Below are 25,980 nucleotides of genomic sequence, written 5' to 3' on the forward strand. Positions count from 1 at the left end.
TTCATGCGCCGGGTTTGGACAGGTCTATCAGGACACGACTGCCATCGGATTGTCGCACGGCGCAGATATCGGGTGTAATCGGGGGCGACACGGTGAGGGGGCGATAGTTGCGCCCTTCGATCTGTTCGGCCTTGCACATTGGAATCGTGACGCGGGCAAAGCCCTGTTGTTCGAGACAGGTGCGCACGGTGGCATTGCGCCGTCCCTCGTTTGCGTCAAATACCTCGTAGCGGTGCCCGATAACGCGGCCCTGCCCATCGGTGACGGGCCACCAGTCCTGGATGATCATCGGCGGTACGGTTTGCGCGGCATAGGAATTGCACTGGGCGCGCGCCACGTTGCTTTCCTGGACGGTCGCGCCAACCTTGTACATCGGCGTGTATTGAAGACAGCCCGAGAGCAGCACTGGGGCGGCGAGCAGGGCAAGGGCTGGTTTCATCGGCATCTCCGAGTCAAAGCGGGTTTGTCAGGTCGATCAGCGCGCCCCCCCCGCCATCAAGCCGGACGGCGCAGATATTTGGGGACGGTGTGGGAGAACGGGTGAGCGGCGCAAAGCTTTGCCCGTTCATCTGCGCGGTTGTGCAGATCGGGAAAGTATAGGGCGTGTAGCCCTTCACGCGCATACATTGATTGCGGTGCTGGATACGCATGTTGGCATTCACATCCGTGGTGGTGATCGTGGCGCCGCCGCCCCAGCCCCAGGCGCCCGGATAATAGCCGACCGTCGCATAGGGGAACACAACCGGGAAATTGGCGGCCGGAAACAACTTGTTGGCTTCGATGTCGCAGGCGGCGCTGTCGCGGCTGACACGGTCGGCGGTTGTTCCGGGCTTTACAAAAGTCGGAAAGCTGGTTGCGGCGCAGGAGGCGAGCAACAGTCCGGCAAGCGCGAGGATGCTGAAATTGCGAATTTTTGCGCTCATGACCGCCCCCGAACCAGACGGGTTCAATCAAAACCCAAGCCGCGGGGTGAGGTCAATGGTTGCATTTGACCTTGGCGGGCCATTCTGTCATGGGTTGCTCCAATCCGGAAAGGCTGGAGAGGCAAGTCATGAAGGTGATCATCTGTGGGGCCGGTCAGGTCGGATGGCAGATCGCGCGCCATTTGTCCGGCGAAAACAATGATGTGACCGTTGTCGACAACAATCCCGATCTTGTGCGCCGGGCCACCGATACGCTGGACGTGCAGGGGATCGCGGGATTTGCCAGCTATCCGGATGTGCTGGACCGGGCAGGGGCGCGGGACGCCGACATGATCATCGCCGCGACCCATTCCGACGAGGTGAACATGGTCACCTGTCAGGTGGCGCATTCCGTGTTTGCGGTGCCGCGCAAAATCGCGCGGTTGCGCAGCCAGTCCTATCTGGACGTGGTGTATTCGGATCTCTACCGCCGCGATCACATGCCGATCGATGTGGTGATCTCGCCGGAACTGGAAGTGGCCGAAGCCGCGCTGAAGCGGTTGCGGGCCCCGCGCGCGTTTGACACCGAAACCTTCCTTGATGGCAAGGTGCTGATGCTGGGGCTGGCGCTGGACGAGGATTGTCCCGTGCTCAACACGCCGCTGCGGCAGTTGACCGACCTGTTTTCAACATTGCGCGCGGTGGTCGTGGGGGTGCGCCGCAAGGGCACGCTGTTCGCCCCCGAGCCGAACGACCAGCTTTTTGTGGATGATGAAATATATGTCATCACCTTTGTCGAGGATGTCAGCCGAACCATGGAAGTGTTCGGCAAGACACAAAAAAAGCAGGAGCGTGTGATCATCATTGGCGGGGGCAATGTGGGGCTTATGGTGGCCCAGCGCCTGGAAAACAGCGCCGAGAGATTGCGCACAAAGGTCATCGAACGCAGCCGCAAGACGGCAGAGAAGGCGGCCGAAGCGCTGGAACGGACCATCGTGTTGAACGGCGACGGGCTGGACCGGGCGATTCTGGCCGAAGCCGGGGTGGAACGCGCCGATGCGGTTCTGGCCGTGACGGATGACGACAAGACGAACATGCTGGCCTCGGTACGGGCCAAGGCCAGTGGCTGTCCGCTGACGATCGCGCTGATCAACGACCCCACGCTGGCGCCGCTGATGGCGCCGCTGGGGATCGACGCCTTCATCAATCCGCGGGCCACGACGGTCAGTTCGATTTTGCGCCATATCCGGCACGGACGGGTGCGCGAGGTCTATTCCATCGGCGATGCCGAAGCCGAAATCATCGAGGCCGAAGTGTTGTCCACATCGCCGATCGCCGGGCAGAAGGTGCGCGACATCGACTTTCCCGAAGGCGTGCTGATCGGTGCGATCCTCAAGGAGGACAAGGTGATCAAACCCAAGGGGGGCACCCGTGTCGAAGAAGGTGACGTGATCGTCCTGTTCAGCATGGCGGCCGATGTGCCGGAGGTCGAGCGCCTGTTGCAGGTCTCGATCGACTTTTTCTGAACCGATGCTGTCGCACCTGTCCAGATTGCCGCTTTTCCTGCACATGGTCGCGATTTCAGGCCTGTTGATGTTCGTGCCTGCGATCGTGGCGTCGATGCAGAATGACGACTTTGTGGCGCGCATGTTCTTTTACAGCGCCGTTTTTGTCGTGTTTGTCAGCACGCTGATCGCGATGGCCATATCGGGCACGCGCCCAGCGCCGCGCACGATCGATCACTTGCTGGCGTTATTGAGCGGGTTTACCGTATTGCCCGTCATTCTGGCGTTGCCGTTCTACGAGGCGTTGGAAACGACGACCTTTCTGAACGCCTATTTTGAAATGGTCTCCAGCCTGACCACAACCGGGGCGACGGTGTTCTCCCAACCTGAACGGCTTGCGCCTGCGCTGCATCTTTGGCGCGGCATGGTGGGCTGGATGGGTGGTTTGATGATGTGGATTGCCGCGTCCGCCGTGTTTGCGCCGCTGTCTTTGGGCGGCTTCGAGGTGACGGCCCGCGGCGAACCCGGGCAGGCCGTGTCGGGCGGCGGCCAGATGCAGCGCGCGGCCCCGATGAAACGCTGGGTGCGCGGCGCGCGGGCGCTGGTGCCGGTCTATGCCGGGCTGACGCTGGCGATCTGGGTGATGCTGATGGTGCTGGGCGACACACCGCTTGTTTCGCTGATGCACGCCATGTCAACCATGGCCACCAGCGGCATTTCGCCCGTTGGCGGGGTGCAATACGGCCAGTCCGGGCTGGCGGGCGAGGCAGTGATCTTTCTGTTTCTGCTTTTCGCCCTGTCGCGGACCACTTTTTCCGCCGATACCGGCGCGGTTCGGCGCGAGAGCCTTTTGCTCGACCCCGAGTTTCGCATGGGCATGATGATTGTGGTGGCCGTGCCAACACTTTTGTTCCTGCGACACTGGGTCGGGGCCTATGAGGTGGACGACGTGAGCAACACGTCCGCCGCGCTCAAATCCGCGTGGGGCGGTCTTTTCACTGTTCTCAGCTTCCTGACCACGACCGGGTTTGAAAGTGGCGAATGGGGGGTGGCGCGTGACTGGTCCGGGCTCAGTTCCTCGGGGCTGATCCTGCTGGGCCTGGCGGTAGTTGGCGGTGGCGTGGCGACAACCGCGGGTGGGGTCAAGCTGTTGCGGGTCTATGCGTTGTACTTGCAGGGGCTGGGCGAGATGGAACGGCTGGTGCATCCCAATGTGGTGGTGGGCAGCCGTGGTGGCGGCGCGCGGCGCATACGGCGGCGTGGCGCGGTGATTGCCTGGGTGTTCTTCATGCTGTTCGCAATCTCGCTGGCCGCAATTACCGCCGTGCTGGCCGCGTTGGGCAGCGATTTCGAGGAAGCGCTGATCCTGTCGATTGCGGCACTGACAACAACCGGTCCGTTGACACAGATTGCCGGGGAAGCGCCGATCGACCTGTTGGTTCTTGGCGGCTGGGAAAAGCTGGTGTTGGGCGCGGCCATGGTGCTGGGACGGTTGGAAACCCTGGCGATCATCGCGCTGTTGTCGCCGGATTTGTGGCGCAAATGATGCGGCGGCGCGCTGCCCGTCGCAACATGATTGCTTTTTGGGGTGGAAACTCTTCAAGGCGCGCTCCATACTCGCCATGGAATACTTGATTGCACCCGATGCACCCAAAAAGAACAAAGGCAAGCGCGATGGCTTCGGATCGACAGAATCTTCAAGATGTATTTTTGAATCACGTCCGGAAAACCAAGGTTCCGGTAACGATTTTCCTGATCAATGGCGTAAAGTTGCAGGGCGTGATCACCTGGTTTGACAATTTCTGCGTGTTGCTGCGCCGGGACGGGCAAAGCCAGTTGGTTTACAAGCACGCGATTTCCACGATCATGCCGGCCCAGCCCATCAGCCTTTATGAGGGTGAAGACGCCTCTTGATGGAGCATGACGCGCAGATTACCCGTGCCTGGGTTCTGCATCCTGACATTTACGGTGCCGACCGACGCCGCCAGGCCTCGCTGGCGTTGGAGGAGGCTGTTGCGCTGGCTGATGCGCTGGCCGGGCTGGAGGTGGTCGGGTCAGGCATCGTGAAACTGCCCCGGGCGCATCCGGGAATGTTGTTCGGGTCGGGCAAGATCGAAGAGCTGGGGTCGATTTTCAAGGCGAACGAGGTGGAACTGGTTCTGATCGACGGACCGGTGACACCGGTGCAGCAGCGCAATCTTGAAAAGGCCTGGAAGGTCAAGCTGCTTGACCGGACCGGGCTTATCCTGGAGATTTTCAGCGACCGCGCGCGCACCCGTGAAGGGGTGTTGCAGGTGGAAATGGCGGCGCTGAGCTATCAGCGCACGCGGCTGGTACGGGCCTGGACCCACCTGGAGCGCCAGCGCGGCGGGCTGGGCTTTGTGGGCGGGCCGGGGGAAACCCAGATCGAGGCGGACCGGCGCGCGATCGATGAACAGCTGGTACGGCTGCGCCGCCAGTTGGCCAAGGTGGTCAAGACCCGTGAATTGCACCGCAAGGCGCGCGCCAAGGTGCCCTATCCGATTGTGGCGCTGGTGGGATATACCAACGCGGGCAAATCGACCCTGTTCAACCGGGTGACGGGCGCGGATGTGATGGCCAGGGATATGCTGTTTGCCACGCTGGACCCGACGATGCGCGCGGTGCAGTTGCCGGACGGACCGGAAGTGATCCTGTCGGACACGGTGGGTTTCATCAGCGATCTGCCGACCGAGTTGGTGGCGGCGTTCCGCGCCACACTCGAAGAAGTGCTGGCGGCCGATCTGGTATGCCATGTGCGGGATGTCTCGCATCCGGAAACGGAACATCAGGCCGAAGATGTGCGCACCATTCTGGAAACGCTGGGCATCGGCGAGGATACGCGCCAGATCGAGGTGTGGAACAAGATCGATCTTCTGGAACCCGACCAGCGCAGCGCGATGCAGGCGAGGGCCGCGCGCGACGAGACGGTTTTTGCGGTTTCGGCGGTGACGGGAGAGGGGCTGGCGCCACTCTACCAGGCGATTGCGCGCATATTGGAGGAAGACAGGCGCCATGACGTGGTGAGCCTGCGCTTCGATCAGGGGCGCGAGCGGGCCTGGTTGTTCAAGGAAGGCGTTGTCGAGCACGAAGAACAGACCGACGACGGCTTTGCGATTTCGGTGCATTGGACCGCCCGTCAGGCCGCACGGTTCGACAGTCTTTGACCGGGCGGGTTATTGGCGGCCCGGCGGCACAAGCCGGGTCACGCCCACGCTAGCCGCGCGCGCCAGGCCTTCGTCAAGCGACATCGGGATGTATTCGCCGCGCCGCCACAGCTGGGCCATGTCATCGTAGTATCGTGACAGGAAGTGCCCGGACTGGCCGGTGGAATTCACGAAAACCGAGCTGTCGGGATCGGCAAAATCATAGACACCCCGATAGCCTGCGGCATGGACGTTCTGGAACGGGTTTGGATCGCGCCCGTCGGTACGCCCCCGTTGCAGCGTGTTGTCGCCCCCGGATGTGGACTGGCGGATATTCACGAAATGTTTGAGCACCGGCACATTGCCCAGGACCGGGTGATCCTGGACCGCCTGATGGGCATCGCCCCAGCGCAGGGATTCCAACTGGGTGCCGTAGCGCTCCTCGATCCAGATCAGGGCGTCGTCCAGCGCAAGGCGGGCCATGTCCGTACAGGTTTCAACCGGCGCGCTCTGGGCCACGTCGCACCAGGCCGCCGCGCCGCCGACATCGCGATAGACCCGTTCGATGAACAGCGGTTCGACATTGGTGAAGGCATCGGCCAGCGGCCCCAGATCGTCGCGGATCAACCGTTCCTGCAATGCGCGCACCCAGGCGGCATAGATCAGCGGCTCGGGCAGATGTTCGTTCATATCCCCGTTCCATTCGGACAACAGCGCCAGCGCCCGCTGGCGCTGCCGCTCGCGGGTGCCGTCGGGGGCGGCCTCGCCGGTATACCACAGATCGGCGCCGATCAGCGGCAACAGCGCCCGTGCCGAGAAGCTGACTGTGTCAAGCTGGGCCTCGACGAAACTGTCGCGGGTATGCACCTGGCGCCCCTGCATCAGCCGCTGCCAGCGCTGGATGCGCTGGCTGTCGCCCCAGTCAAAGGACACGTGCAGCGGGAACGGGCGCTCGACCATCTTGTTGTTGGTATTGCCGACAATGCCACCGACCGGCGACAGGAACACCGGATTGGAAGCATAGGGGAAGGTGCCCTGCCAGCGGTTTTCGGGGCGCCAGCCGGCCGAGGGCAGGCGGCCCTGGCTTTGGTGGCGGGCATCGCGGCGGGGCATGGCGCCGATCAGCTTGAGCGCGATGGTTTCGCGGTCGGCCAGAGTCAGGTTCTGGGAGGGCGAGATATACCGTTCGGCGGCCTTCAGGCCCTGGTCCACGGATTGCGCGCCCATCAGGGCGATGGCGGCGCTCATCGATGTGTCGGCCGGGCTGAGGGCGGTCCAGGACAGGGACGTGACATGGCCGGGCGGGGTAATGGCGGCAAGGTTGAAATGCGTGCCGGGCAGAACCGGGCCGTTATCCGTCCAGCGCAGGGTGATCGTGACCGGGGCCTCTCCCTTGATCTGGATGATCGACTTGCGGGTGTCGAATTTCCTGAACCCGTCCGGGGTACGGTATTCTTCGGGATTGTCGGGGTTGAGCTGTTCGATAAAGACATCCTGATCGTCGAGATAGGACGAGGTCAGCCCCCAGCCAAGCGCATCCGAGCGGCCGACCAGCACCGATGGGATGCCCGGGATGGTTCCGCCGATGACGCCGCCGGATCTCAGTTCCAGGCGGGCAAGGTACCAGATGCCGGGCGCCGACAGGCCAAGATGCGGGTCATTGGCCAGAAGCGTTCCGCCAGAGGCGCTGCGATTGGGGGCGGCGGCCCAGGCGTTGGAGGCGCCCGCGAACCCGCGGCGCGGGAAGGGCGACAGGGGGTCGTCGGGCATTGGCCGCGCGGCGGCGAAACGCGGCGCTTCGGGAAACAGGGATGCGTATTCAGGCAGCGCGGCCACGCCCTTGCCGGGTGCGTCCGGCAGGATATCGGACAGGCGCGCCGGATCGCGCAGCGTCAGCGAGGTGCGGGCGCGCAGCACCTCTTCCTGGAGCTGGCCGGAAAGCTGCAGCGCCATGAGCTTTTGCACGGCCAGGGAATCCGCGGGCTGCCAGGGCGCGATCGCCTGGGGAAACAGAAACAGCTCGGGCGCACCGCGTCCCAGCGCGCTGGCATTGATTTCGTCGATGCGGGTGTTCACGCCGTTGGCATAGGCGCGCAGTGCGACGGTTGTCTGCTCGTCCTGTGCCGCGACCGATTGTTGGGCCAGCCCGTAAAGATCGAGCCGGCGCAGCAGCTTGTCGATTTCCAGCGTGCGCGGGCCAAACACTTCGGACAGCCGTCCCTGAGCGGTGCGCCGCAGCGTGATCATCTGCCAGAGCCGATCCTGGGCATGGGCATAGCCCAGCGCAAAGAACACGTCCTGATCCGTCTCGCCAAAGATATGGGGCACGTTGGCATTGTCGCGCACGATCTCGACAGGGGCTGTTGCCGCCGGTGTGATAAGGGTTTTGTCATAGGTCGGAAGCGAGCGGGACGCCAGGTAATAGATCAGGGCCACGGCCAGTACCGCCAGAATCACCAAAGCACCGGCAATACGCAGAAGCCATTGAATAATCGCGCCCAAATCCCTGCTCCGCATTGTCGCTTGCGTTCTTGCTGCGCAAGCAGGACAAGTATTACGACGAAAGATTGCGAGGGGAAAGCAGATGGCAAAAGTGACGTTTCTGGGCCTGGGCGTGATGGGCTATCCGATGGCCGGGCATCTGGCCAGTGTGGGACATGACGTGACGGTTTACAACCGCACCACGGCGCGGGCCGAGGCCTGGGCACAGGCGCATGGCGGCAGGTTCGCGGCCACGCCGCGCGCGGCCTCGCAGGGCGCCGCCTTTGTGATGAGTTGTGTGGGCAATGACGACGATCTGCGCGGTGTCTGTCTGGGCGATGACGGGGCTTTTGCCGGAATGGGCGCGGACACGGTGTTCGTGGATCACACAACGGTGTCGGCGGCGGTAACGCGCGAGCTTTATGCGGCGGGTGCTGACAAAGGCATCAGCTTTGTCGATGCGCCGATTTCCGGCGGGCAGGCGGGGGCCGAGAATGGCATCCTGTCGATCATGTGTGGTGGGGACGGCGCGGCCTATGAGGCGGCGGAACCGGTCATGCAGGCCTATGGGCGCACGATCCGGCGGTTGGGTGAAAGCGGTGCGGGGCAATTGACCAAGATGGTCAACCAGATCTGTATCGCCGGTCTGGTTCAGGGGCTGAGCGAGGGGCTGCATTTTGCCGAGAAGGCCGGGCTGGATATCCGCGAGGTTGTGTCGGTGATCCAGGGCGGCGCGGCGGGCAGCTGGCAGATGGCCAACCGGCACGAAACCATGGCGGATGATCATTTCGATTACGGTTTCGCCGTGGATTGGATGCGCAAGGATCTGGGCATCTGTCTGGACACGGCCAACGAAAACGGTGCCAGCCTGCCGATGACGGCGCTGGTGGATCAGTTCTACAAGGACATCCAGAAGATGGGTGGCGGGCGATGGGATACGTCCAGCCTGATCAGGCGCCTGCGCGCGATGGGGTGATCCCCGCGCGCCGGAACAGCGCGCGCATGTGGTCCCAATAGTACACGCCGTCCTTGTCCCTGTCCTGTAACAGGGCAAGGACCGGCGCGTTATGGCCTTTGCGCCGGCACGTCAGCAAAACAAGCGGGGCATTGGCGCGCATGGCCGCCCGTTGCGCCTGTTGGGCATTTGACGGGGCGATGATGCGATCCTGTACGCTGTGCAGCATCAGGCAGGGCGGTCCGGCGGCGTGCAGCGCCCAGGGATGGGCACAGGCCGCGCCAAGCGCCAGAACCGCGTCGGGCCGGGGCAGGCCGAGCAGGGCGGCAGGCGGATGCCCCAGCGCCAGCCCGGCGATACCACCGGCGGAAATGCCAAGGATGGCAATCTTGTCGCTGGCGACGCCGTGTTCGCCGGACGTGGCGCGCAGGAAACCGGTCGCCGCGCCGATATCCTGCCGGGCCGCCTCGAATGCGGGACCAAGCAGGCGCCGCGCCAGCGTCAGCCCGCCGTCAAGCGCGCGGTGCCGATTTGCCTTGACCGCCTTTCGGACCTGCGGCGGCAGGGCATCCGCGGGGGTGGCCAGCCGATAGCTGACCGAGGCGACAGCCAGCCCTTCGGTGCAAAACCGTTCGGCCAGCTCGCCAACGCGGGGCGCGTGACGGTTGCCTCGGAAAAACCCGCCACCATGGGCCAGCAGAACGGTGGCATGGGCCGGTCCTGTCGGCAGAAAAAGATCGAGCGCCAGGGGCTGGCCCTGACGCTCGGCATAGGCAACGTCCTGAACAACGCGCATGGCGCGGATCAGGGGATTATGCGGGTGTATTTGATGCCTTCGAGCGTGGCGCCGATCTTCAGACCTGCCTGGCCGAAGATCACCGCGATGACCGGCGCCAGGAGGTTGGTGGTTTCCGCGCTGATATCGCCGCCCTCGTTGACCACAACATATTCCACGCCGGCCCCCGCGGCCCAGCCGCTGGAGCGGCGGAACTCGGTCAGGGCGCCATCGGTCATGAAGAATAGGACGTGGGCATATTGGTTTGCACCGATCTGGAGGCCAACGCTGCCCTTGGCGGCAGAATAATAATCAACCGTCACGTCGTTCACCCGAAGCGCGCCGCGCCCATACCCGCCGCCAAAACCAAATCCTGCCTCGGTGATGACGGGCATGACAAGCATGCCAGACGCCTTGTCGCGCAGATCCGTGGTGTTGGGGTAGTTCGTGTAAAGGTAATTCAGGGTCGTGTCGACGCGCGCGTCGATTTCGTTTGCGCCGTTGCTGCCCACGCCATTACCGCAGGCCGCGGTCAAGCCCGCCGCCGCAAGCCCGGTCAGCGTAAAGCCGCGTCTTGTCATCCTGTCCATGATGGTCCGCCTGTATTGTTGTTATACCTGTGCCGGTTGGTCCGGCATTGTGGGGCGCAGTATACGCCGCGCCGCCGCGCCTGTCACTAGGACAGGCAGGGCTTGTGGCGGGTTATTGCCCGGCCAGCTTGCGCGCCACGGCGGGCGCGAAATAGGTCAGAATGCCGTCGCATCCGGCGCGTTTGAAGCACATCAGGCTTTCCATCATCGCCTTGTCGCCATCGATCCAGCCGTTTTGTGCCGCGCCCTGGATCATCGCGTATTCGCCCGACACCTGGTAGGCATAGGTCGGGACACCGAATGCTTCCTTTACGCGCCGGCAGACATCAAGATAGGGCATGCCGGGCTTGACCATGACCATATCCGCGCCTTCCTGAATGTCCCGCGCGACCATGCGCAACGCTTCGTCGCTGTTGGCCGGGTCCATCTGATAGGTGGTCTTGTCGCCCTTGAGCGCACCGGAGGCGCCCACCGCATCGCGAAACGGGCCATAGAACGCGCTGGCATATTTGGCGGCATAGCTGAGCAGCATGACATTCTGGTGGCCGTGGCTTTCAAGCGCGCTGCGCAGGGCGCCGATGCGCCCGTCCATCATGTCGCTTGGGCCGATGATGTCGGCCCCGGCTTCGGCCTGCGACAGCGCCTGTTTGACAAGCGCGGCGACGGTTTCGTCATTCAGGATTTCACCGCCCACGACAAAGCCGTCATGCCCGTTGATGTTGTAGGGATCCAGCGCCACATCTGTCATCACGGCAATATCGGGCACCGCCGCCTTGATGGCGCGGGTGGCGCGGTTGGACAGGTTGTCGGGGTTCCACGCCTCGGCGCAATCCTCGGTTTTCAGGGAGGGATCGGTATAGGGAAACAGGCAGATCACCGGGATGCCCAGATCGCGCGCCTCGCGTGCCGCCTCGACCACCTTGTCGACCGACCGGCGCACAACGCCGGGCATCGAGTGCACCGGTTCCTCGACCCCGTCGCCGTCGCGCACGAAGACGGGCCATATCAGATCGTCCACGGTAAGCGTGTTCTCGCGCACCAGGCCGCGAATGGCCGCCGACTGGCGAATACGGCGGGGACGGGAGGCGGGAAAGGCGGGGGGCGTCTGGGTCATGATATCCTCGGTTCCTGGCGACACAGGGGTGCCACGTAATTTCCGCCAGCTCAAGGCTAGGAATTACCGCAGAGCCGGGCTATGTGGGTGAGAAATCCAAAAGGGCCGCGGAATTGAACTGGTACCAGACCGTTTTCGAGCTTATCGACATGCGCAGCTTCTCGAACCTCTGGTTCTGGATCGCGTTGGCCGTATTCTGGTCTTCGGCCAGCCATTGGGTGCTGGGTGTGCCCTGGGACATGGTGCTGCGCTCCAAGCGTGCGGGCGGGCAGTCAGAGACCGATCTGCACGATATCGTTCGGGTGAACACCAATCGCATCCTGTTCATCGCGCGGGTTTCGGGGCTGTGGCTTTTGGCGCTGGCCTGTTTCCTGCTGACCGGGCTGGCGGTACTTGGGTTCATGTATGGTGTGGAATTCGCGCAGGCCGTGTTCCTGCTGATGTTCCCGATGTCGATGGTCGGGGTCATGAGCATCAATACCTCCCGGCGCATCCAGGACGAGGCGGCGCGGGGCGACGCCTTGCGCAAACGTCTGGGGCGGCACCGGTTCTGGGTGCAGTTCGTGGGCATGATTTCCATATTCGTGACCTCGCTTTGGGGCATGTATCAGAATTTTCAGGTTTCGCCGCTGGGCTGACCGGAGCGGAGATGACCGATGCAAGACGCGCAACACATCCAGGTGGGCGGGGCGCCCGAGGGCTTTGACGCGCGGCTGGTGCTGCGCGAAGTGGCACGCAGCGACGGGCCGGTGCTGCATGTTGCGCGCGATGACAAGCGGCTGGCGGCGATGCGCGCCGCGTTGGCTTTCTTTCAGCCCGACATGCCGGTTGTCACCTTTCCGGGGTGGGATTGCCTGCCTTATGACCGGGTGTCGCCCAATGCCGACATATCCGCCACGCGCATGGCGACGCTGGCCGGGCTGGTGCACGGAATGCCGCGACACTTTGTGCTGCTGACCACGCTGAACGCGGCAAGCCAGCGTGTGCCGGCGCGCGAGGTGCTGCGCGATGCGGCGTTCAAGGCCGAGGTGGGCTATCGCATTGACGAGGCAGCCTTGCGGGCCTTTCTGGTGCGCATGGGGTTCACGCAGGCGCCCACGGTGATGGAGCCGGGTGATTATGCCATTCGCGGCGGTATCATCGATATCTACCCACCCGGAGACAGCGGGCCGGTGCGGCTGGACCTGTTTGGCGACGTGCTGGACGGCGCGCGCCGGTTTGACCCGGCCACACAGCGCACCACGCAAAAGCTGGATCGGATCGAACTGGCGCCGGTGAGCGAGGTCATTCTGGACGAGGCCGCGATCACCCGGTTTCGTCAGAATTACCGGATCGAATTCGGGGCGGCCGGGACAGACGATCCGCTTTATGAAGCGATCAGCGCCGGGCGCAAGCATCAGGGTGTGGAACATTGGCTGCCGTTCTTCCATGACCGGCTGGAGACCCTGTTCGACTACCTGCCGGACGCGGTGATTTCCATTGATGATCAAATAGATGCCGCGCGGCTTGCACGTTGGGAAACGGTCGAGGATCAATACCAGACGCGCCGCATCGCCATGCAGCAGAAGACCCGGATCGATACGGTTTACAAGCCGGTTCCCGCAGGGTTGTTATATCTGGACGAAGCGGCGTGGGATGCCTGTGTGGACGGGCGACGGGTGCTGAAATTCTCGCCCCTGCCACGTGCCGGCGGGCCGGGGGTGATTGATGCCGGGGGGCGGATCGGGCGAAATTTTTCGCCAGAACGGCAGCAGGAACATATCAGCCTTTTCGCCGCGCTGGCCGACCATATCCGCAAGAAACTGTCTGACGGGCCGGTGGTGGTGGCGAGTTATTCCGAAGGCGCGCGCGAACGTCTGAGCGGGCTGATCGAGGATGAGGGGCTGGTCGAAACCGTACATGTCACTGATGCCTCGCGGATCGGCAAGGCCGGGCTGTACCTGGCTGTCTGGGCGCTGGAACACGGGTTCGAAGGCCCGCTTGGCACAGGTCGCGACGCGGCGGGTGCGCAAGGCACGCTGACGGTGATTTCCGAACAGGATGTGCTGGGCGACCGGCTGATCCGGGCGCCGCGCCGCAAACGGCGGGCGGAGAATTTCCTGACCGAGGCGCAATCGCTTTCTCCCGGCGATCTGGTGGTGCATGTGGATCACGGCATCGGGCGTTATCTGGGGCTTGAGGTGATCACGGCAGCCGGGGCCGCGCATGAGTGTATCGCGCTGGAATATGCTGAGAACGCAAAGCTTTACCTGCCTGTTGAGAATATCGAACTGCTGTCCAGATACGGCCATGAGGAAGGCTTGCTGGATCGGCTGGGCGGGGGGGCGTGGCAGGCCAAGAAAGCCCGGCTGAAGGAGCGTATCCGCGAAATGGCGGACCGGCTGATCCGGGTGGCGGCAGAGCGGGCGTTGCGGAGCGCGCCGGTGATGGAGGCGCAGCATCATGCTTGGGAAGAGTTCAGCGCGCGCTTCCCCTATGAAGAGACCGACGACCAGCTGAGCGCGATTGGCGACGTGATGGGCGATCTTTCATCGGGCCAGCCGATGGACCGGCTGATCTGCGGCGATGTGGGATTTGGCAAGACCGAGGTGGCGATGCGCGCCGCCTTTGTGGCGGCGATGTCAGGCATGCAGGTGGCGGTGATCGCGCCAACCACGCTTTTGGCGCGTCAGCATTACAAGAGCTTTGCCGAACGTTTTCGGGGATTCCCCATAAATGTCAGGAGCTTGTCACGTTTCATCTCAGCAGGAGAAGCGGACAAGACGCGCGACGGAATGGCGCGCGGCACGGTGGATATCGTGATCGGTACCCATGCGCTTTTGGCCAAAAGCGTGCGGTTCAAGAATCTCGGCCTGTTGGTGATCGACGAGGAACAGCATTTCGGCGTTGCCCACAAGGAGCGGCTCAAGCAGATGCGCAGCGATGTGCATGTGCTGACCCTGACGGCGACACCGATTCCGCGTACGCTGCAACTGAGCCTGTCGGGGGTGCGCGACCTGTCGATCATCGGCACGCCGCCCGTCGACCGTCTGGCGATCCGCACATATGTCAGCGAATTTGATGCCGTCACCATACGCGAGGCTTTGTTAAGAGAGCATTACCGGGGCGGGCAAAGCTTTTACGTGGTGCCGCGCATCAGCGATCTGCCTGAAATCGAAGCGTTCTTGCGCGAGCAGGTGCCGGAAGTCACGGTTGTCGTTGCCCATGGCCAGATGGCGGCAGGTGAACTGGATGACCGGATGAACGCGTTTTACGACGGAAAATATGACGTTTTGCTGGCCACGACGATCGTGGAAAGCGGGCTGGATATTCCCACGGCCAATACGATGGTGGTGCATCGGGCCGATATGTTCGGGCTGGCGCAGCTCTATCAGATCAGGGGGCGCGTGGGCCGGTCCAAGACGCGGGCCTATGCCTATCTGACGACCCGGCCGCGTGCGCAGCTGACGCCAACGGCGGAAAAACGGCTGCGGGTGCTGGGCTCTCTCGACACGCTGGGCGCCGGATTTACCCTTGCATCTCAAGACCTTGATATTCGCGGCGCGGGAAACCTGCTGGGCGAGGAACAGTCGGGGCAGATGCGCGATGTGGGCTATGAGCTCTACCAGTCGATGCTGGAGGAGGCGATTGCCAAGATCCGGGCCGGCGAAATGGAAGGGTTGAGCGAAGCGGATGACCAGTGGGCGCCGCAGATCAACCTGGGAGTGCCGGTGCTGATCCCGGAAAACTATGTGCCGGATCTGGATGTGCGTCTGGGGCTGTATCGCCGTCTGAGCGGGTTGCAGGGCAAGGTGGAGCTGGAGGGATTTGCCGCTGAACTGATCGACCGGTTTGGGAAATTGCCAAGGGAAGTCAATACCTTGCTGCTGGTGGTGCGGATCAAGGAGATGTGCAAGAAGGCCGGGATTTCCAAGCTGGACGGCGGGCCGAAAGGGGCAACGATCCAGTTCCACAACGACAAGTTCGCCTCGCCGCAGGGGCTTGTGGAGTTCATCCAGAACCAGAAGGGGCTGGCCAAGGTCAGGGACAACAAGATCGTGGTGCGGCGGGACTGGAAGAAGGAAAGTGACAAGATCAAGGGCGCGTTTGCCATCGCCCGCGACCTGGCTGTGAAGGTCCGGGACGAACGGAAAAGGGCCGGGACGAAGGGCTGAAAACGGCGTCGGTATTGCGTCGGTATCACGGCGGTGTCGGTGCGCTCTTCAGGCTCTGCGAGCCTTCCTCGCGCGGGGCAGGCTGTCAGGCGGACATGGCCGCGCGGGCGCAGGCGCAGGAGGCTTTGACGGAAACGTCGGCGCGGGCTTCGGCCAGATCCAGACGTTGGCGGACATGGGGCAGTTCGGCGGTGTCGCCGCGCGCCGCGAGGCAATCGTGCAGGCCGCGCAGTGACCAGATATTGTCGGGATGCACCGTGGCGCGGGACAGCTGTCCGCCCAGCCCGAGATCCTCGCGGTAGACGGTTTCCGCCTCGGCGACGTGGCCCTGTTCAAAGAGCAGCGCCCCCAGCGCGTGGCGCACGGGCTGAATCCAGCCCCATGGCTCGTCATAGTTCAGGTTGTCTTCCAGATGTACCGCGGTGCGCAGGTGGTCAAAGGCGATGTCGTAATTCGCCTTTCGGTATTCCAGTTCGCCATGCAGCATGTGATGCGCAACGGCGAGCAGATCTGTCACGGTATTGGTGTGCAACAGGCGCGTTTCCGGGACGGCGGCGCGGGCTTTGGCAAAGGCCCGGGCGGCGGTTTCGGCTTCGGGAATATTGCCAAGTGCCGCATGGGCGACGCCGCGCGCATAACAGGTATAGGCGTTCAGGGTGCAGTAAAGTTCGGGATCGTCGGGCGGGGCCAGTTGGGTCAGTTCCTGCCATTTGCCGAAACGGATCAGGATATGGGGGTACATGGCGCAGTAGGATTCGAAATAGTCGGCCATGGGTGGGGATTGCACGCGCAGCATGTCTTCGGGGCAGGTATCCAGAATGCCCTGGTTGGCCTCAAGCGCGGGCTGCATCTGGCCAAGGAACAGCGCGCCGTAGATGACGAAGTGATAATTGTGGATGCGATAGCCGGTGTAGATGTTGTAGGCGCCTTCGCGTTCGTAGAATTTCATGTCGGCGACGCTGGCGGCCCGGTTCCAGCGCACGACGTTTTCGTAATGGCCGCACAGCGCGTCGATATGGGTGGGCATATGGATCAGGTGGCCGCCATCGGGCATCAGCGTGCGCAGCGCATCGGCGGCCTTGAGCGCCCTTTCGGGGACGGGCGACATCTCCATGAGGTGCACGTAGAGATGCAGCAGGCCGGGGTGGCGCATGGCCGCCGGATCGTCGCGCATCGCGTTCTCAAGCAGGGCCTGACATTCCAGGGTATCGGCGCCCCTGGTCGGGGCGGCCGCGGGCAGGTTCCACATGTTCCAGGGAAAGAGGTTGAGCAGGGATTCGGCAAAGATGGTGGTGACTTCGAGATTGTCCGGGTGCGCGGCGTGGGCGCTGCGCATGGCATCGGCAAAGGCGTTGTTCCATGTTTCCATAGTGTCGATATCGGTGATCGTGGCCTGTGGGTAACGCAGGGGCAGGGCGCGGATAAGGGCGATTTCAACACTGGTTGCACTGGCAAGGCGTTCCATGGCGGCCTGTGTGGCGGAATGGGCCGTGGCAAGCGCCACGGCGCGGCCGGCCTCGTCGAACAGTTCCCACCACATGTTGTAGTTCGGCCCGGCGGCATAGGCGATGCCCCAATGGGCCATGGCGCAATCGGGATCGGCCAGCGCGGCGTTGCGAAAACAGACAACGGCCTCTTCGTGGTTGTAATTGTAGGTCCAGTTCAGGCCGCGATCGAACCAGAGCTGGGCCTCGGGGCTGGAGGTGGTGACGGGAAAGCTGTGCTCTCCAAGGTCGTAGCCATAATCAGCCATAGCGGACACTCCCTGTTGTGCGCAGGCATCGTAGCACATTCGGAAAAGGAGGGTGAAATGCTCAGTCGAAGGTCTCGACGGCGCGCATCCGCAGCATCAGCAGGAAGCTGAGCGTGGACAGCACGAGCAGCGCCAGCGCCAACGGCAGGGCGGTGCCGTCAAAGGCCAGCCCGATTGGGGCGGCGATGGCGGCCCCCAGAATGGTGGCGATGGCGCCCATGATGCTGGCCCCGGTGCCGGCCATATGGCCCAGCGGCTCCATCGCGAGGGCGTTCAGGTTGCCAAGCGTCATGCCGACCGAAAAGAACACGGCGGTTTGCCACAGGGCGAATACATAGAACTGAATGTCGCTCACCGGCAGCAGGGTGACGGCCAGCGCCATGCTGGCGGCCAGAACGATCTGCGCGCCGGTGGCTGCCGTGATCAGGTAGCGCATTCCCAGGCGCATGACGAGCCTGGCATTGAGCAGGCTGGCGCTGCCCGATATCAGCGCAACCCCGGCAAACCACAGCGGGAACTGGTCGCCGCGATCATAGGTCAGGTCATAGACCTGCTGAACCGAGCTGATCATCCCGAACAGCGAGCCAAAGATCAGAGATTGCACCAGAATCGAGATGCGCACGGCGGGGATACGCCACATTTCGCCCATGCCCGAGGTGATCTTTGCAAACGAGAAGGGGCGGCGGTTTTCGACCGTCAGAGGCTCGGGCAGGCGGATGCTGACCCAAAGCACGGTGATCAGGGAAAACAGCATGAAGGCGATGAAGATACCGCGCCAGCCGGAGAAATCGATGATCACGGCGCCAAGGGCGGGGGCGATGGCGGGAACCAGGGTGAAGATCATCATGGCAAAGGACACAATGCGCGCCATTTCGCGCCCCGAATAGAGATCGCGCACGATGGCCAGGGTTACGATGCGCGGCCCGGCGGTGCCGATGCCCTGAACGACGCGGGCAATCAGGATGACTTCCAGCGTCTGGCCGATATAGGCCACGAAGGCACAGATCGAATAGACGACCGCACCGCCGATCAGCACCGGCTTGCGCCCGAACCGATCCGAGAGCGGGCCGGTGAAGAAGGTGCCAAGCCCCATGCCCAGCACATAGGATGTCAGGATCAGCTGTGCCCGGTTGATATTGTCGGGGCTGAGTTGCCGCCCGATATCGGGCAGGGCAGGCAGCATGGCATCGATGGAAAAGGCCACGGTTGCAAAAAGCATCGCGCACATGGCGATGAATTCGACCCGGCTCATGGGGTTGGAGGCGCTGGTCATGGGCTGGGCCGGTCGTCCCTGTTATCGGCCTGGGGTTCTTGCCCGGCTTTGTGATGTCCAAGCCGCGCGATGAGCCATTCGGTATGTGCTGCACGCTTCTCGGCCGCGATATGGCCGATCTGTTGGATCACGAAAGCAAAGATGCCCAAGCCCAGGAAAATGTAGATGGTCGTTCCGATCTTGCCCAGCGTGGTAACGGGTACAATCGAGCCGTATCCGACCGTTGACAGCGTGACCACGGAAAAGAAATAGCTGTCGACCCAGCTCCAGCCTTCGACATAGTGAAAGAAGGCGGTGCCGCCCAGAATAACCGGGGCCAGCAGGAAGAGCAGGGTTATCAGCCGCTCGAACCTGGTCATTCGGCGGCCTGTTGATCCCGCAATTCGCCGATCACCTTGCGCCACAGGTCTGCGGGCTGGGCGCCCGGTACGGCATGCTGGTTGGCAATGATGAAGGTGGGCACGGAATTGACCCCCATTTCGCGGCTATGGGTGTCACGCTGGCGGATGTTGTCGATATCGGCATCCGAGGCAAGCAGCTTGCCGATCACCGCCGCGTCCAGCCCGGCGCTGTCCGCCAGATCGCAGAGCACTTCGGTATTGCCGATATCGCGGCCTTCCCTGAAATACGCCTTGAACAGGGCATCGACGATGGCGTTTTGCTTGCCCTCGATCCCGGCCCAGTGGATCAGGCGGTGGGCATTGATCGTGTTGGGTGTGCGCTGAATGGCGGCAAAGTCAATGTCCAGCCCTTCTTCGCGCGCGTGTTTGTCGATCTCGCCATAAACGCGCAGGGCGTTTTCCCTGCCGCCGAATTTGGTTTCGAGATATTCGCGCCGGTCCATGCCCTGGGAGGGCATGTCGGGGTTGAGCTGGAACGGGTGCCATTCGATGGCGAAGGGGTGGTCGGGCTCGGCCCCCAGCGCCTTTTCCAGCCGGGCCTTGCCGATATAGCACCACGGGCAGATGGGATCGGAAAGGATATCAAGCTTGATCATGTCTTCGCCTTAAATTGGGCGCGCAGGGCGCGGCGGCTGAGCTTGCCGTTGGGATTGGTGGGCAGGGCGTCGAGCCGGTGAAAGAGTTTGGGCTGCTTGTAGCGGGCCAGGTTCTGTTCGGCATACGCTTTCAGGGCCGCTTCGTCCAGATCGGAAGCCGAGGTGTAGAAGGCGGCAATAATGCGGGCGTCCTGCTTGATTTCCACGTCGGTCACACCCACCGCGACGATGCCGGGGCAGCGTGCCAGCGCGGATTCGACTTCAAGTGGGGAAACGCGGTAGCCGCCGGCATTCATCATGTCGTCGGCGCGCCCCGCATAGGTGATGCAGGATTGCGCATCCATCCGGCCCTGATCGCCGGTCAGGAACCAGTCGCCCTGAAACCGCGCGGCGGTTTCGTCGGGCGCGTTCAGGTAGCCAAGCATCAGGCCGGGGTCACTGCGATGCACGGCAATGGTGCCTTCGGTGCCCAGCGGAACGGGGCCGGTTTCATCGACAATGGCGACGCGGCGCCCGGTTTGCGGCCGGCCCAGCGTGCCGGGCCGGGCCGGGCTGAAGGGGCTGGCGGAGATGAAGGTAGAGCATTCCGACATGCCGTAGGCCTCGTATAGCGCGGTGCCTGTGGCCTCGAACCAGTCTTCGCGGATGGTTTCCGAGAGTTTTTCGCCCGCTGTCAGCCCGTGGCGCAGATCCGGCAGGTGAATGTCTGGATGGTCCGACAACATCTTGCGGTAGACGCCGGGCGCGGCGGCAAAAATCGTGGCCTGATGACGCTTGAGCAATAGCGGCAGGGCGGAAATCCCGACACCCTGTGCCGGGATCAGCGCGGTGGCGCCCACGGACCACGGATCCATCAGGCCGGTGCCAAGCGTATAGGTCCAGTTGAAGGCGCCGGCGTGCAGCAGGCGGTCGGCAGAGGTCAGGCCGTACCAGCCGTCATGCATCATCCGGCGCGCCCAGATCGCCCGATGCGCATGGCACACCGCGCGCGGCACGCCCGAGGTGCCGGATGTGTAGATGATATAGGCCATGCGGTCCGGATCGCCCATATCGTATTTGGCGGGCGGCAGATCGCGCATGGCTTCGAGTTCGCGGGGCAGGATCTGGGGAATGCCGGGCGTATCGGGACAGGCAATGGCCGGGTCGCGCAGAATGGCGCGGGGGGCGATGTCGGCGATCATCCTTTCGGTTTCGCCCGATGTCAGCTGCGAGGAGGTGGGGACCGGGATCAGGCCAACGGCGATGGCACCCAGATAGGCGATGGGAAACTCGACGGTGTTGCCAAGCCGCATGAGCACCCTGTCGCCCGGTTTCAGCCCGGCCTGCAACAGGCCCGTGCCGGTGCCGAGCACCGCGGCCTTCATGCGTGCGAAGCTAAAGCGTTCGGAGCCGGACAGGGACAGGACCGACAGGGCGATCTTGTCGGGCTGTGTGTCGGCCATGGCCAGCACATGGGCGGCCATGTTGAACGGGGACGGGCAGGGCGGGGGCGGGCCTTGGTCAAAAAGGGAGGTCATGGGGCGTAGCTATGCCGCCCTGCGCAGTGTTGCAAGTCTTTGCGCCGCTGCGTAAGACACCGGCCATGAGTGTTTCCAAAGACCCGAAATCGCTTATCCGGATTGCCCGCGAAAATGGCGGGCAAGACCATGTGGAGCCGTTGAACCTGGGAACGCGGGTGCGCGAGCTGCGCAAGGCGCATGGCTGGACGCTGGAACAGGCGGCCCGGCAGGCCGGGCTGGCGCGCTCGACCCTGTCCAAGATCGAGAACGGGCAGATGTCGCCCACCTATGATGCGCTCAGGAAACTGGCCGAAGGGCTGGAGATTTCAGTGCCCCAGCTTTTCACCCCACCCAAGAAGGACCAGGTGACGGGCCGGATGGCGGTAGTGAAATCGGGTGAAGGTGTGCATCAGGCAACCGTAACCTATGAGCATGAACTGCTGGCCGAGGGGCTGCGCAAGAAGGCGATGCTGCCTTATCGGGCGCGGGTGCGGGCGCGGTCGATGGAGGAGTTCGACGGCTGGGTGCGCCATGACGGTGAGGAATTTCTGTATGTGCTGACCGGGGTGGTGCGGCTGTATACCGAGTATTACGAGCCGGTCGAGATGCGCCGGGGCGACAGCGCCTATTACGACGGCGCGATGGGGCATAACGTGGTGTCGGTGAGCGAGGATGACGCGATGATCCTGTGGGTCACGTCCTTGGTTTGAGCGTAAGCAAATTGTGTGCGCGTGCGCGCACGCAGGTTTTGTTGGGTTTTGGCACCCGGTCCCTACGAAGCGAGGATCAGAGTTTGGCGAGGGTTGTTGCGAGGTCGCCATAACCGGTAAGGCGTCGTTCGAAGGCGAGGCCGAGCCTGTCGGCGCAGGCGCGGGCCTTTTCGGTGAGCGCGCGATCGTCGGTCTGGGCCTGATAGACCAGTTTCGTATAGTTGCCGAACATGATCGGGATCAGTTCCGGGTGGCGATCGAACCCCATGGGTTTCCAGACGAAGGATTCGAACTGACGCACCAGGAAATCGGTGAGATAGAAGGCGGTGATCTCGGTTTGCGCCAGGTCCGCGAAGCGCTCGTTGCCTTCGAAGAACGCATAGCAATGCGGCCCCTCGATCATCTGGACGCCAAGATCGGCGCAGGTTTGCTGTAAGAGGCCGCCGGTGCCGCAATCGGCATAAACCACGAAGATACTGTCATAGCTGGCGCGGTGTTTTTCAACCGCGTCCCGCACCGCGGCGGGGATCCTTTGTGGATGGATATGCAGGATCGCCGGGAGGCAGGTGAGATCCAGGTGGTCCCAGCCATTGGTGCGTTTCAGGTCAAGGATTTCGCGGGCCAGCGCGCCGCAGGCCAGCAACAGGATGCGCCCGGAACCGGCGGATGGGGCAAGCCCGTCCTGTGTCAAAGCGGTGTCGTCGGGCAGATCCATCGCGCGGCTCCGTCTTCGGCAACCGGCCCGCCGCAAGATGAAGGGCGGGCCGGTCCGGGTGCAGGCGAACGCCTTGTCAGGCGCTCATCCGGTTGTGTTTGCGCGATACGAAATCCTTGGCGGTTTCCACGGCCACGGCCGCGTCGCGGCAATAGGCATCGGCGCCGATCGCCTTGCCGAATTCCTCGTTCAGGGGGGCGCCGCCCACCAGCACGATATAGTCATCACGCAGGCCCTGTTCGATCAGCGTGTCGATCACCACCTTCATATACGGCATGGTGGTGGTCAGCAGGGCGGACATGCCCAGAATATCGGGCTGTTCGGTTTCGAGCGCTTCCAGATAGCTTTCCACCGGGTTGTTGATCCCCAGATCGACCACTTCGAACCCGGCGCCTTCCATCATCATCGATACGAGGTTCTTGCCGATGTCGTGGATGTCGCCCTTGACCGTGCCGATCACCATCTTGCCGACGCGCGGCGCGCCGGTTTCTGCCAGAAGCGGCTTGAGGATGGCCATGCCGCCCTTCATCGCGTTGGCGGCAAGCAGCACCTCGGGGACGAACAGGATGCCGTCGCGGAAATCGTTGCCCACGATCGTCATGCCGCCCACAAGCGCCTCGGTCAGCACCTTGTAAGGCGCCCAGCCGCGTTCGAGCAGGATGTTGACCCCTTCTTCGATCTCTTCGCGCAGACCGTCATAGAGGTCGTCGAACATCTGTTGGACAAGCTCCTCGTCATCCAGTTCGCTGAGGATGATATCGTCTTCTTCTTCCGACATGGTCATATCCCGATTTGCCGGCGCATGCGCCCGTTTCCTTGCTGACCCCACTTTGTCCGAAAGCGACTGCCAGACTGTCTGATTAACGACATAGCCGACGCCGGTTCCGACTTGTAAGGCGGAAAAAGCATGGGCCGCTTGAAAGATTCTCATGTCAAACATGGGGTTTGTTGCAAGGGTTCGTGTTTTGTTCTAGTTTTTTGCGATGACGTGGCGTGAAAACGGACCCAGAGCGGGAATTGAGGGGGCGCGGCGGCCGGGCCGGGGGGCGCTGAGCAACCGCGCGTCGCGCTATGAGTTGGCGCGCGAAGAAGATGAAGATGGCTGGGAGATCGAGGAGACACGACCGTTGTTTCCAACCAGTGTCCGGGAGGAAACACCGCGCAGCGTGGTGACGCGGAACAACTCGCCCGATGTGCCGTTTGACCGGTCGTTGAATCCCTATCGGGGGTGTGAACATGGCTGTATCTATTGTTTCGCCCGCCCGAGCCATGCCTATCTGGGCTATTCGCCGGGACTGGATTTTGAAACGCGGCTGGTGGCGCGGCCTGATGCGCCCAAGGTGCTGGCGCGCCAGTTGCGCCGACGGGGTTATCAGGTGGCGCCTTTGGCGATCGGGACAAATACCGATCCGTATCAACCGCTTGAGCGGCAGTATGACATCATGCGCGGGGTGTTGGGGGTGCTTGGGGAGTTCCGTCATCCCGTGGCGATTGTCACCAAGGGCGCGCTGATTGAGCGGGATATCGATATTCTGGCGGACATGGCGGCACGGGGGTTGGTCCATGTGGGTGTATCGGTGACAACGCTGGACCCGACGCTGTCGCGGCGGATGGAGCCGCGCGTGCCTGCGCCAGAGCGGCGATTGCAGACGATTCGACGGTTGCATGAGGCGGGCATTCCGGTGCGCGTGATGCTGGCGCCGGTGGTGCCGGGATTAAGCGACCACGAGGTGGAAGCCATCCTGAAGGCGGCGGCGGAGGCCGGGGCCACGGCGGCGAGCTGGATCATGTTGCGCCTGCCCCTGGAGGTGGCGGAATTGTTCCGGGAATGGCTGGCGGCGCATTATCCGGACCGGGCGGCACGGGTGATGGCGCGTGTGCGCGAGATGCATGGCGGTCAGGATTATGACGCGCGCTGGGGCCGGCGGATGCGCGGCGAGGGGCCTTATGCGGCGATGATCGCCCGGCGGGTGGACGCGGCAATGCGGCGCTATGGGCTGGCGCGCGACCTGCCGGATTTGCGATGTGATCTCTTCGAGGTGCCTCTGGCCGAAGGCGATCAGATGGCATTGTTCTAGGGTCAGGACCCATTAATCCTGCGCCACTGGTTTAACAGATTTGCTGTCTGACTACGTACAATGCCGCAGGAATAGTGGTTCTATTTCAAGGCATTGAAAGGACGTCAGGCGGCAAATCCGTCAAATCCGTAGGACGCCAAATCCACTTCATCTCAGCGGCTTGGCACGCTTGGAAATAGAGCCACTATGTCCGGCGCGCGCCAAACCCCCGATATTTCGTGGATTTGGCGCCAGTGGTGCAGGATTATTGGGTCCTGACCCTAGGCTCAGGAGCGGCGGCGGCGGCCACGGCGTTCGCGCGTGGGCGCGGTATCGTCGCCGGTGCCATCCCCGGCCGAGGAGAAGGCGCCAAGTGCGTCGGTGATCTGATCCAGCGTGGGGCGCGGACCGCGCGGGCGGTTTTCAAGAGCGTCGCGCATGGCGGACAGGTGTTCGGGCATGGTACCGCAGCAGCCGCCGATGATAGTGGCGCCGCAATCGCGGGCCATGACGGCATAATCGGCCATCAGTTCCGGCGTGCCGTCATAGTGGATATGTCCATCGACATATTTCGGGATGCCGGCATTGCCCTTGGCGATGATCGGCACTTCGGTGCCCTGCGCGGAGAAACCCAGCACCGTGCGCAGCAGATCGGCCGCGCCGGTGCCGCAATTGGCCCCAAAGGCCAGGGGCGGGGTTGGCAGGCCCTGCACCAGCTGCACCATATCGGCCGATGTGACGCCCATCATGGTGCGACCGGCGGTGTCAAAGCTCATCGTGCCGCACCAGGGCATGTCGGCCAGGGCAAAGGCCTCGGCCGCCGCGCGGTATTCCTCTGGCGCGGAAATGGTTTCGAGCCAGAGCACGTCGGCGCCGCCCTGTTTCAGCCCCTCGGCCTGTTCGTGAAAGATCTCGACCGCATCGGCATGGCTGAGAGCGCCGACCGGCTGCATGATTTCGCCGGTAGGGCCAACCGATCCGGCAACGATCACCGGGCGCCCGGCGGCATCGGCCACTTCGCGCCCCAGTTCGGCGGCGATGCGCGAGATTTCGCGGGCACGATGGCCGGCATCGTGCAGTTTCAGGCGGGCGGAATTACCTCCGAAAGAGTTGGTCAGGAAGATGTCGGACCCGTTGTCGACCGCCAGTTTGTAAAGTTTCTTGATGCGGTCGGGGTGCTGTTCGTTCCACATCTCCGGCGCGTCACCCGATTCCAGGCCCATGTTGAACAGGTTGGTGCCGGTGGCACCGTCGGCCATGAGCCAATCGCGGGCTTCCAACAGTCTGGAGAGGGCATTGGTCATAAGAGGCTCCTTGGTGGTCGACATGGCCGTTC

The 25,980-nt window shown here is 63.1% G+C and carries 23 protein-coding genes; 9 read left to right on the plus strand and 14 right to left on the minus strand.

The window, feature by feature from the left end:
• Nucleotide 1 precedes the first annotated feature (1 nt).
• The gene (locus I3253_RS02030; protein ID WP_197915951.1) at nt 2-439 is read right to left on the minus strand and encodes a hypothetical protein; all 438 of its coding nucleotides are present in this window, start codon (nt 437-439) and stop codon (nt 2-4) included.
• A gap of 13 nt (nt 440-452) precedes the next feature.
• Nucleotides 453-923 (minus strand): hypothetical protein, encoded by a 471-nt coding sequence (locus I3253_RS02035; protein WP_197915952.1) that lies wholly within the window; start codon nt 921-923, stop codon nt 453-455.
• Between the two features lie 128 nt (nt 924-1,051).
• Between I3253_RS02035 and trkA the strand changes: the two genes are divergently transcribed.
• The 4 genes from trkA to hflX all read left to right on the plus strand — a co-directional run bounded on the left by trkA (nt 1,052) and on the right by hflX (nt 5,592).
• Nucleotides 1,052-2,428 carry a Trk system potassium transporter TrkA gene (gene trkA, locus I3253_RS02040; RefSeq protein WP_197915953.1) on the plus strand — a complete coding sequence of 459 codons (1,377 nt, stop codon included), beginning with the start codon at nt 1,052-1,054 and terminating at the stop codon, nt 2,426-2,428.
• Nucleotides 2,429-2,432: 4 nt separating this feature from the next.
• Nucleotides 2,433-3,953, plus strand: a complete 1,521-nt coding sequence (locus I3253_RS02045) for a TrkH family potassium uptake protein (RefSeq protein WP_197915954.1) — start codon at nt 2,433-2,435, stop codon at nt 3,951-3,953.
• A 128-nt stretch (nt 3,954-4,081) separates the two neighbouring features.
• Entirely contained in the window at nt 4,082-4,321 is a 240-nt protein-coding gene (hfq, locus tag I3253_RS02050) for an RNA chaperone Hfq (RefSeq protein ID WP_197915955.1), read from the plus strand.
• The gene (gene hflX, locus I3253_RS02055) at nt 4,321-5,592 is read left to right on the plus strand and encodes a GTPase HflX (RefSeq protein ID WP_197915956.1); all 1,272 of its coding nucleotides are present in this window, start codon (nt 4,321-4,323) and stop codon (nt 5,590-5,592) included. Before hfq ends, hflX begins: the two co-directional genes overlap by 1 nt.
• Nucleotides 5,593-5,601: 9 nt before the next feature.
• Here the strand turns inward: hflX and I3253_RS02060 are convergent, their stop codons facing one another.
• Nucleotides 5,602-8,073 (minus strand): penicillin acylase family protein, encoded by a 2,472-nt coding sequence (locus tag I3253_RS02060; RefSeq protein ID WP_197915957.1) that lies wholly within the window; start codon nt 8,071-8,073, stop codon nt 5,602-5,604.
• A gap of 64 nt (nt 8,074-8,137) precedes the next feature.
• Between I3253_RS02060 and I3253_RS02065 the strand changes: the two genes are divergently transcribed.
• Entirely contained in the window at nt 8,138-9,028 is an 891-nt protein-coding gene (locus tag I3253_RS02065) for an NAD(P)-dependent oxidoreductase (RefSeq protein WP_332255668.1), read from the plus strand.
• Here the strand turns inward: I3253_RS02065 and I3253_RS02070 are convergent.
• The 3 genes from I3253_RS02070 to hemB all read right to left on the minus strand — a co-directional run bounded on the left by I3253_RS02070 (nt 9,003) and on the right by hemB (nt 11,486).
• Complete coding sequence (locus I3253_RS02070; RefSeq protein WP_197915959.1) at nt 9,003-9,803, minus strand: alpha/beta hydrolase; 801 nt, start codon at nt 9,801-9,803, stop codon at nt 9,003-9,005. The genes I3253_RS02065 and I3253_RS02070 overlap by 26 nt on opposite strands.
• A gap of 8 nt (nt 9,804-9,811) precedes the next feature.
• The gene (locus I3253_RS02075; protein WP_197915960.1) at nt 9,812-10,372 is read right to left on the minus strand and encodes a lipid-binding SYLF domain-containing protein; all 561 of its coding nucleotides are present in this window, start codon (nt 10,370-10,372) and stop codon (nt 9,812-9,814) included.
• Between the two features lie 112 nt (nt 10,373-10,484).
• Nucleotides 10,485-11,486 (minus strand): porphobilinogen synthase, encoded by a 1,002-nt coding sequence (hemB, locus tag I3253_RS02080; RefSeq protein ID WP_197915961.1) that lies wholly within the window; start codon nt 11,484-11,486, stop codon nt 10,485-10,487.
• Nucleotides 11,487-11,599: 113 nt separating this feature from the next.
• On the opposite strand from hemB, the gene I3253_RS02085 reads away from it, so the two are divergent.
• Both I3253_RS02085 and mfd read left to right on the plus strand, forming a co-directional pair.
• Nucleotides 11,600-12,124: a component of SufBCD complex gene (locus I3253_RS02085; protein WP_197915962.1), complete on the plus strand. Its 525-nt coding sequence runs from the start codon at nt 11,600-11,602 to the stop codon at nt 12,122-12,124.
• Nucleotides 12,125-12,142: 18 nt separating this feature from the next.
• On the plus strand, nt 12,143-15,640 hold the full coding sequence (mfd, locus tag I3253_RS02090) for a transcription-repair coupling factor (RefSeq protein ID WP_197915963.1): 3,498 nt from the start codon (nt 12,143-12,145) through the stop codon (nt 15,638-15,640).
• An 85-nt stretch (nt 15,641-15,725) separates the two neighbouring features.
• On the opposite strand, the gene I3253_RS02095 is transcribed toward mfd, so the two are convergent.
• The 5 genes from I3253_RS02095 to I3253_RS02115 all read right to left on the minus strand — a co-directional run bounded on the left by I3253_RS02095 (nt 15,726) and on the right by I3253_RS02115 (nt 21,180).
• Entirely contained in the window at nt 15,726-17,393 is a 1,668-nt protein-coding gene (locus tag I3253_RS02095; protein ID WP_197915964.1) for a hypothetical protein, read from the minus strand.
• Between the two features lie 61 nt (nt 17,394-17,454).
• Nucleotides 17,455-18,666: a multidrug effflux MFS transporter gene (locus I3253_RS02100; protein ID WP_232236851.1), complete on the minus strand. Its 1,212-nt coding sequence runs from the start codon at nt 18,664-18,666 to the stop codon at nt 17,455-17,457.
• Complete coding sequence (locus tag I3253_RS02105) at nt 18,663-19,025, minus strand: potassium channel family protein (protein ID WP_197915965.1); 363 nt, start codon at nt 19,023-19,025, stop codon at nt 18,663-18,665. The genes I3253_RS02100 and I3253_RS02105 overlap by 4 nt, the downstream gene beginning before the upstream one ends.
• Nucleotides 19,022-19,663 (minus strand): DsbA family oxidoreductase, encoded by a 642-nt coding sequence (locus I3253_RS02110; RefSeq protein ID WP_197915966.1) that lies wholly within the window; start codon nt 19,661-19,663, stop codon nt 19,022-19,024. Before I3253_RS02110 ends, I3253_RS02105 begins: the two co-directional genes overlap by 4 nt.
• Entirely contained in the window at nt 19,660-21,180 is a 1,521-nt protein-coding gene (locus I3253_RS02115; RefSeq protein ID WP_197915967.1) for a class I adenylate-forming enzyme family protein, read from the minus strand. The genes I3253_RS02110 and I3253_RS02115 overlap by 4 nt, the downstream gene beginning before the upstream one ends.
• Before the next feature lie 65 nt (nt 21,181-21,245).
• Here I3253_RS02115 and I3253_RS02120 point away from each other — a divergent pair, with 65 nt between their 5' ends.
• Nucleotides 21,246-21,872 carry a helix-turn-helix domain-containing protein gene (locus I3253_RS02120; protein WP_197915968.1) on the plus strand — a complete coding sequence of 209 codons (627 nt, stop codon included), beginning with the start codon at nt 21,246-21,248 and terminating at the stop codon, nt 21,870-21,872.
• Nucleotides 21,873-21,948: 76 nt separating this feature from the next.
• Here I3253_RS02120 and I3253_RS02125 read toward each other — a convergent pair whose 3' ends face one another.
• Nucleotides 21,949-22,587 carry a DUF1638 domain-containing protein gene (locus tag I3253_RS02125; protein ID WP_197915969.1) on the minus strand — a complete coding sequence of 213 codons (639 nt, stop codon included), beginning with the start codon at nt 22,585-22,587 and terminating at the stop codon, nt 21,949-21,951.
• Nucleotides 22,588-22,663: 76 nt separating this feature from the next.
• Nucleotides 22,664-23,365 carry a corrinoid protein gene (locus I3253_RS02130; protein WP_197915970.1) on the minus strand — a complete coding sequence of 234 codons (702 nt, stop codon included), beginning with the start codon at nt 23,363-23,365 and terminating at the stop codon, nt 22,664-22,666.
• A gap of 205 nt (nt 23,366-23,570) precedes the next feature.
• Here I3253_RS02130 and I3253_RS02135 point away from each other — a divergent pair, with 205 nt between their 5' ends.
• Nucleotides 23,571-24,665 carry a PA0069 family radical SAM protein gene (locus tag I3253_RS02135; RefSeq protein WP_197915971.1) on the plus strand — a complete coding sequence of 365 codons (1,095 nt, stop codon included), beginning with the start codon at nt 23,571-23,573 and terminating at the stop codon, nt 24,663-24,665.
• A 266-nt stretch (nt 24,666-24,931) separates the two neighbouring features.
• On the opposite strand, the gene bmt is transcribed toward I3253_RS02135, so the two are convergent.
• Complete coding sequence (gene bmt / locus I3253_RS02140; protein WP_197915972.1) at nt 24,932-25,948, minus strand: betaine--homocysteine S-methyltransferase; 1,017 nt, start codon at nt 25,946-25,948, stop codon at nt 24,932-24,934.
• Nucleotides 25,949-25,980 lie beyond the last annotated feature (32 nt).

The sequence above is a fragment of the Thiosulfatihalobacter marinus genome (genome assembly GCF_016019955.1).
Taxonomy (GTDB): Bacteria; Pseudomonadota; Alphaproteobacteria; order Rhodobacterales; family Rhodobacteraceae; genus Shimia; species Shimia marinus_A.

Coding starts and splice junctions, on each gene's coding strand:
- I3253_RS02095 (WP_197915964.1), bottom strand. CDS start 17,393: ATGGCTGATTATGGCTACGACCTTGGAGAGCACAGCTTTCCCGTCACC.
- hemB (WP_197915961.1), bottom strand. CDS start 11,486: ATGACCCAGACGCCCCCCGCCTTTCCCGCCTCCCGTCCCCGCCGTATT.
- hfq (WP_197915955.1), top strand. CDS start 4,082: ATGGCTTCGGATCGACAGAATCTTCAAGATGTATTTTTGAATCACGTC.
- I3253_RS02100 (WP_232236851.1), bottom strand. CDS start 18,666: ATGACCAGCGCCTCCAACCCCATGAGCCGGGTCGAATTCATCGCCATG.
- trkA (WP_197915953.1), top strand. CDS start 1,052: ATGAAGGTGATCATCTGTGGGGCCGGTCAGGTCGGATGGCAGATCGCG.
- mfd (WP_197915963.1), top strand. CDS start 12,143: ATGCAAGACGCGCAACACATCCAGGTGGGCGGGGCGCCCGAGGGCTTT.
- I3253_RS02110 (WP_197915966.1), bottom strand. CDS start 19,663: ATGATCAAGCTTGATATCCTTTCCGATCCCATCTGCCCGTGGTGCTAT.
- I3253_RS02115 (WP_197915967.1), bottom strand. CDS start 21,180: ATGACCTCCCTTTTTGACCAAGGCCCGCCCCCGCCCTGCCCGTCCCCG.
- I3253_RS02135 (WP_197915971.1), top strand. CDS start 23,571: ATGACGTGGCGTGAAAACGGACCCAGAGCGGGAATTGAGGGGGCGCGG.
- I3253_RS02045 (WP_197915954.1), top strand. CDS start 2,433: ATGCTGTCGCACCTGTCCAGATTGCCGCTTTTCCTGCACATGGTCGCG.
- I3253_RS02120 (WP_197915968.1), top strand. CDS start 21,246: ATGAGTGTTTCCAAAGACCCGAAATCGCTTATCCGGATTGCCCGCGAA.
- I3253_RS02125 (WP_197915969.1), bottom strand. CDS start 22,587: ATGGATCTGCCCGACGACACCGCTTTGACACAGGACGGGCTTGCCCCA.
- I3253_RS02070 (WP_197915959.1), bottom strand. CDS start 9,803: ATGCGCGTTGTTCAGGACGTTGCCTATGCCGAGCGTCAGGGCCAGCCC.
- I3253_RS02030 (WP_197915951.1), bottom strand. CDS start 439: ATGAAACCAGCCCTTGCCCTGCTCGCCGCCCCAGTGCTGCTCTCGGGC.
- I3253_RS02035 (WP_197915952.1), bottom strand. CDS start 923: ATGAGCGCAAAAATTCGCAATTTCAGCATCCTCGCGCTTGCCGGACTG.
- I3253_RS02130 (WP_197915970.1), bottom strand. CDS start 23,365: ATGTCGGAAGAAGAAGACGATATCATCCTCAGCGAACTGGATGACGAG.
- I3253_RS02075 (WP_197915960.1), bottom strand. CDS start 10,372: ATGGACAGGATGACAAGACGCGGCTTTACGCTGACCGGGCTTGCGGCG.
- I3253_RS02105 (WP_197915965.1), bottom strand. CDS start 19,025: ATGACCAGGTTCGAGCGGCTGATAACCCTGCTCTTCCTGCTGGCCCCG.
- hflX (WP_197915956.1), top strand. CDS start 4,321: ATGGAGCATGACGCGCAGATTACCCGTGCCTGGGTTCTGCATCCTGAC.
- bmt (WP_197915972.1), bottom strand. CDS start 25,948: ATGACCAATGCCCTCTCCAGACTGTTGGAAGCCCGCGATTGGCTCATG.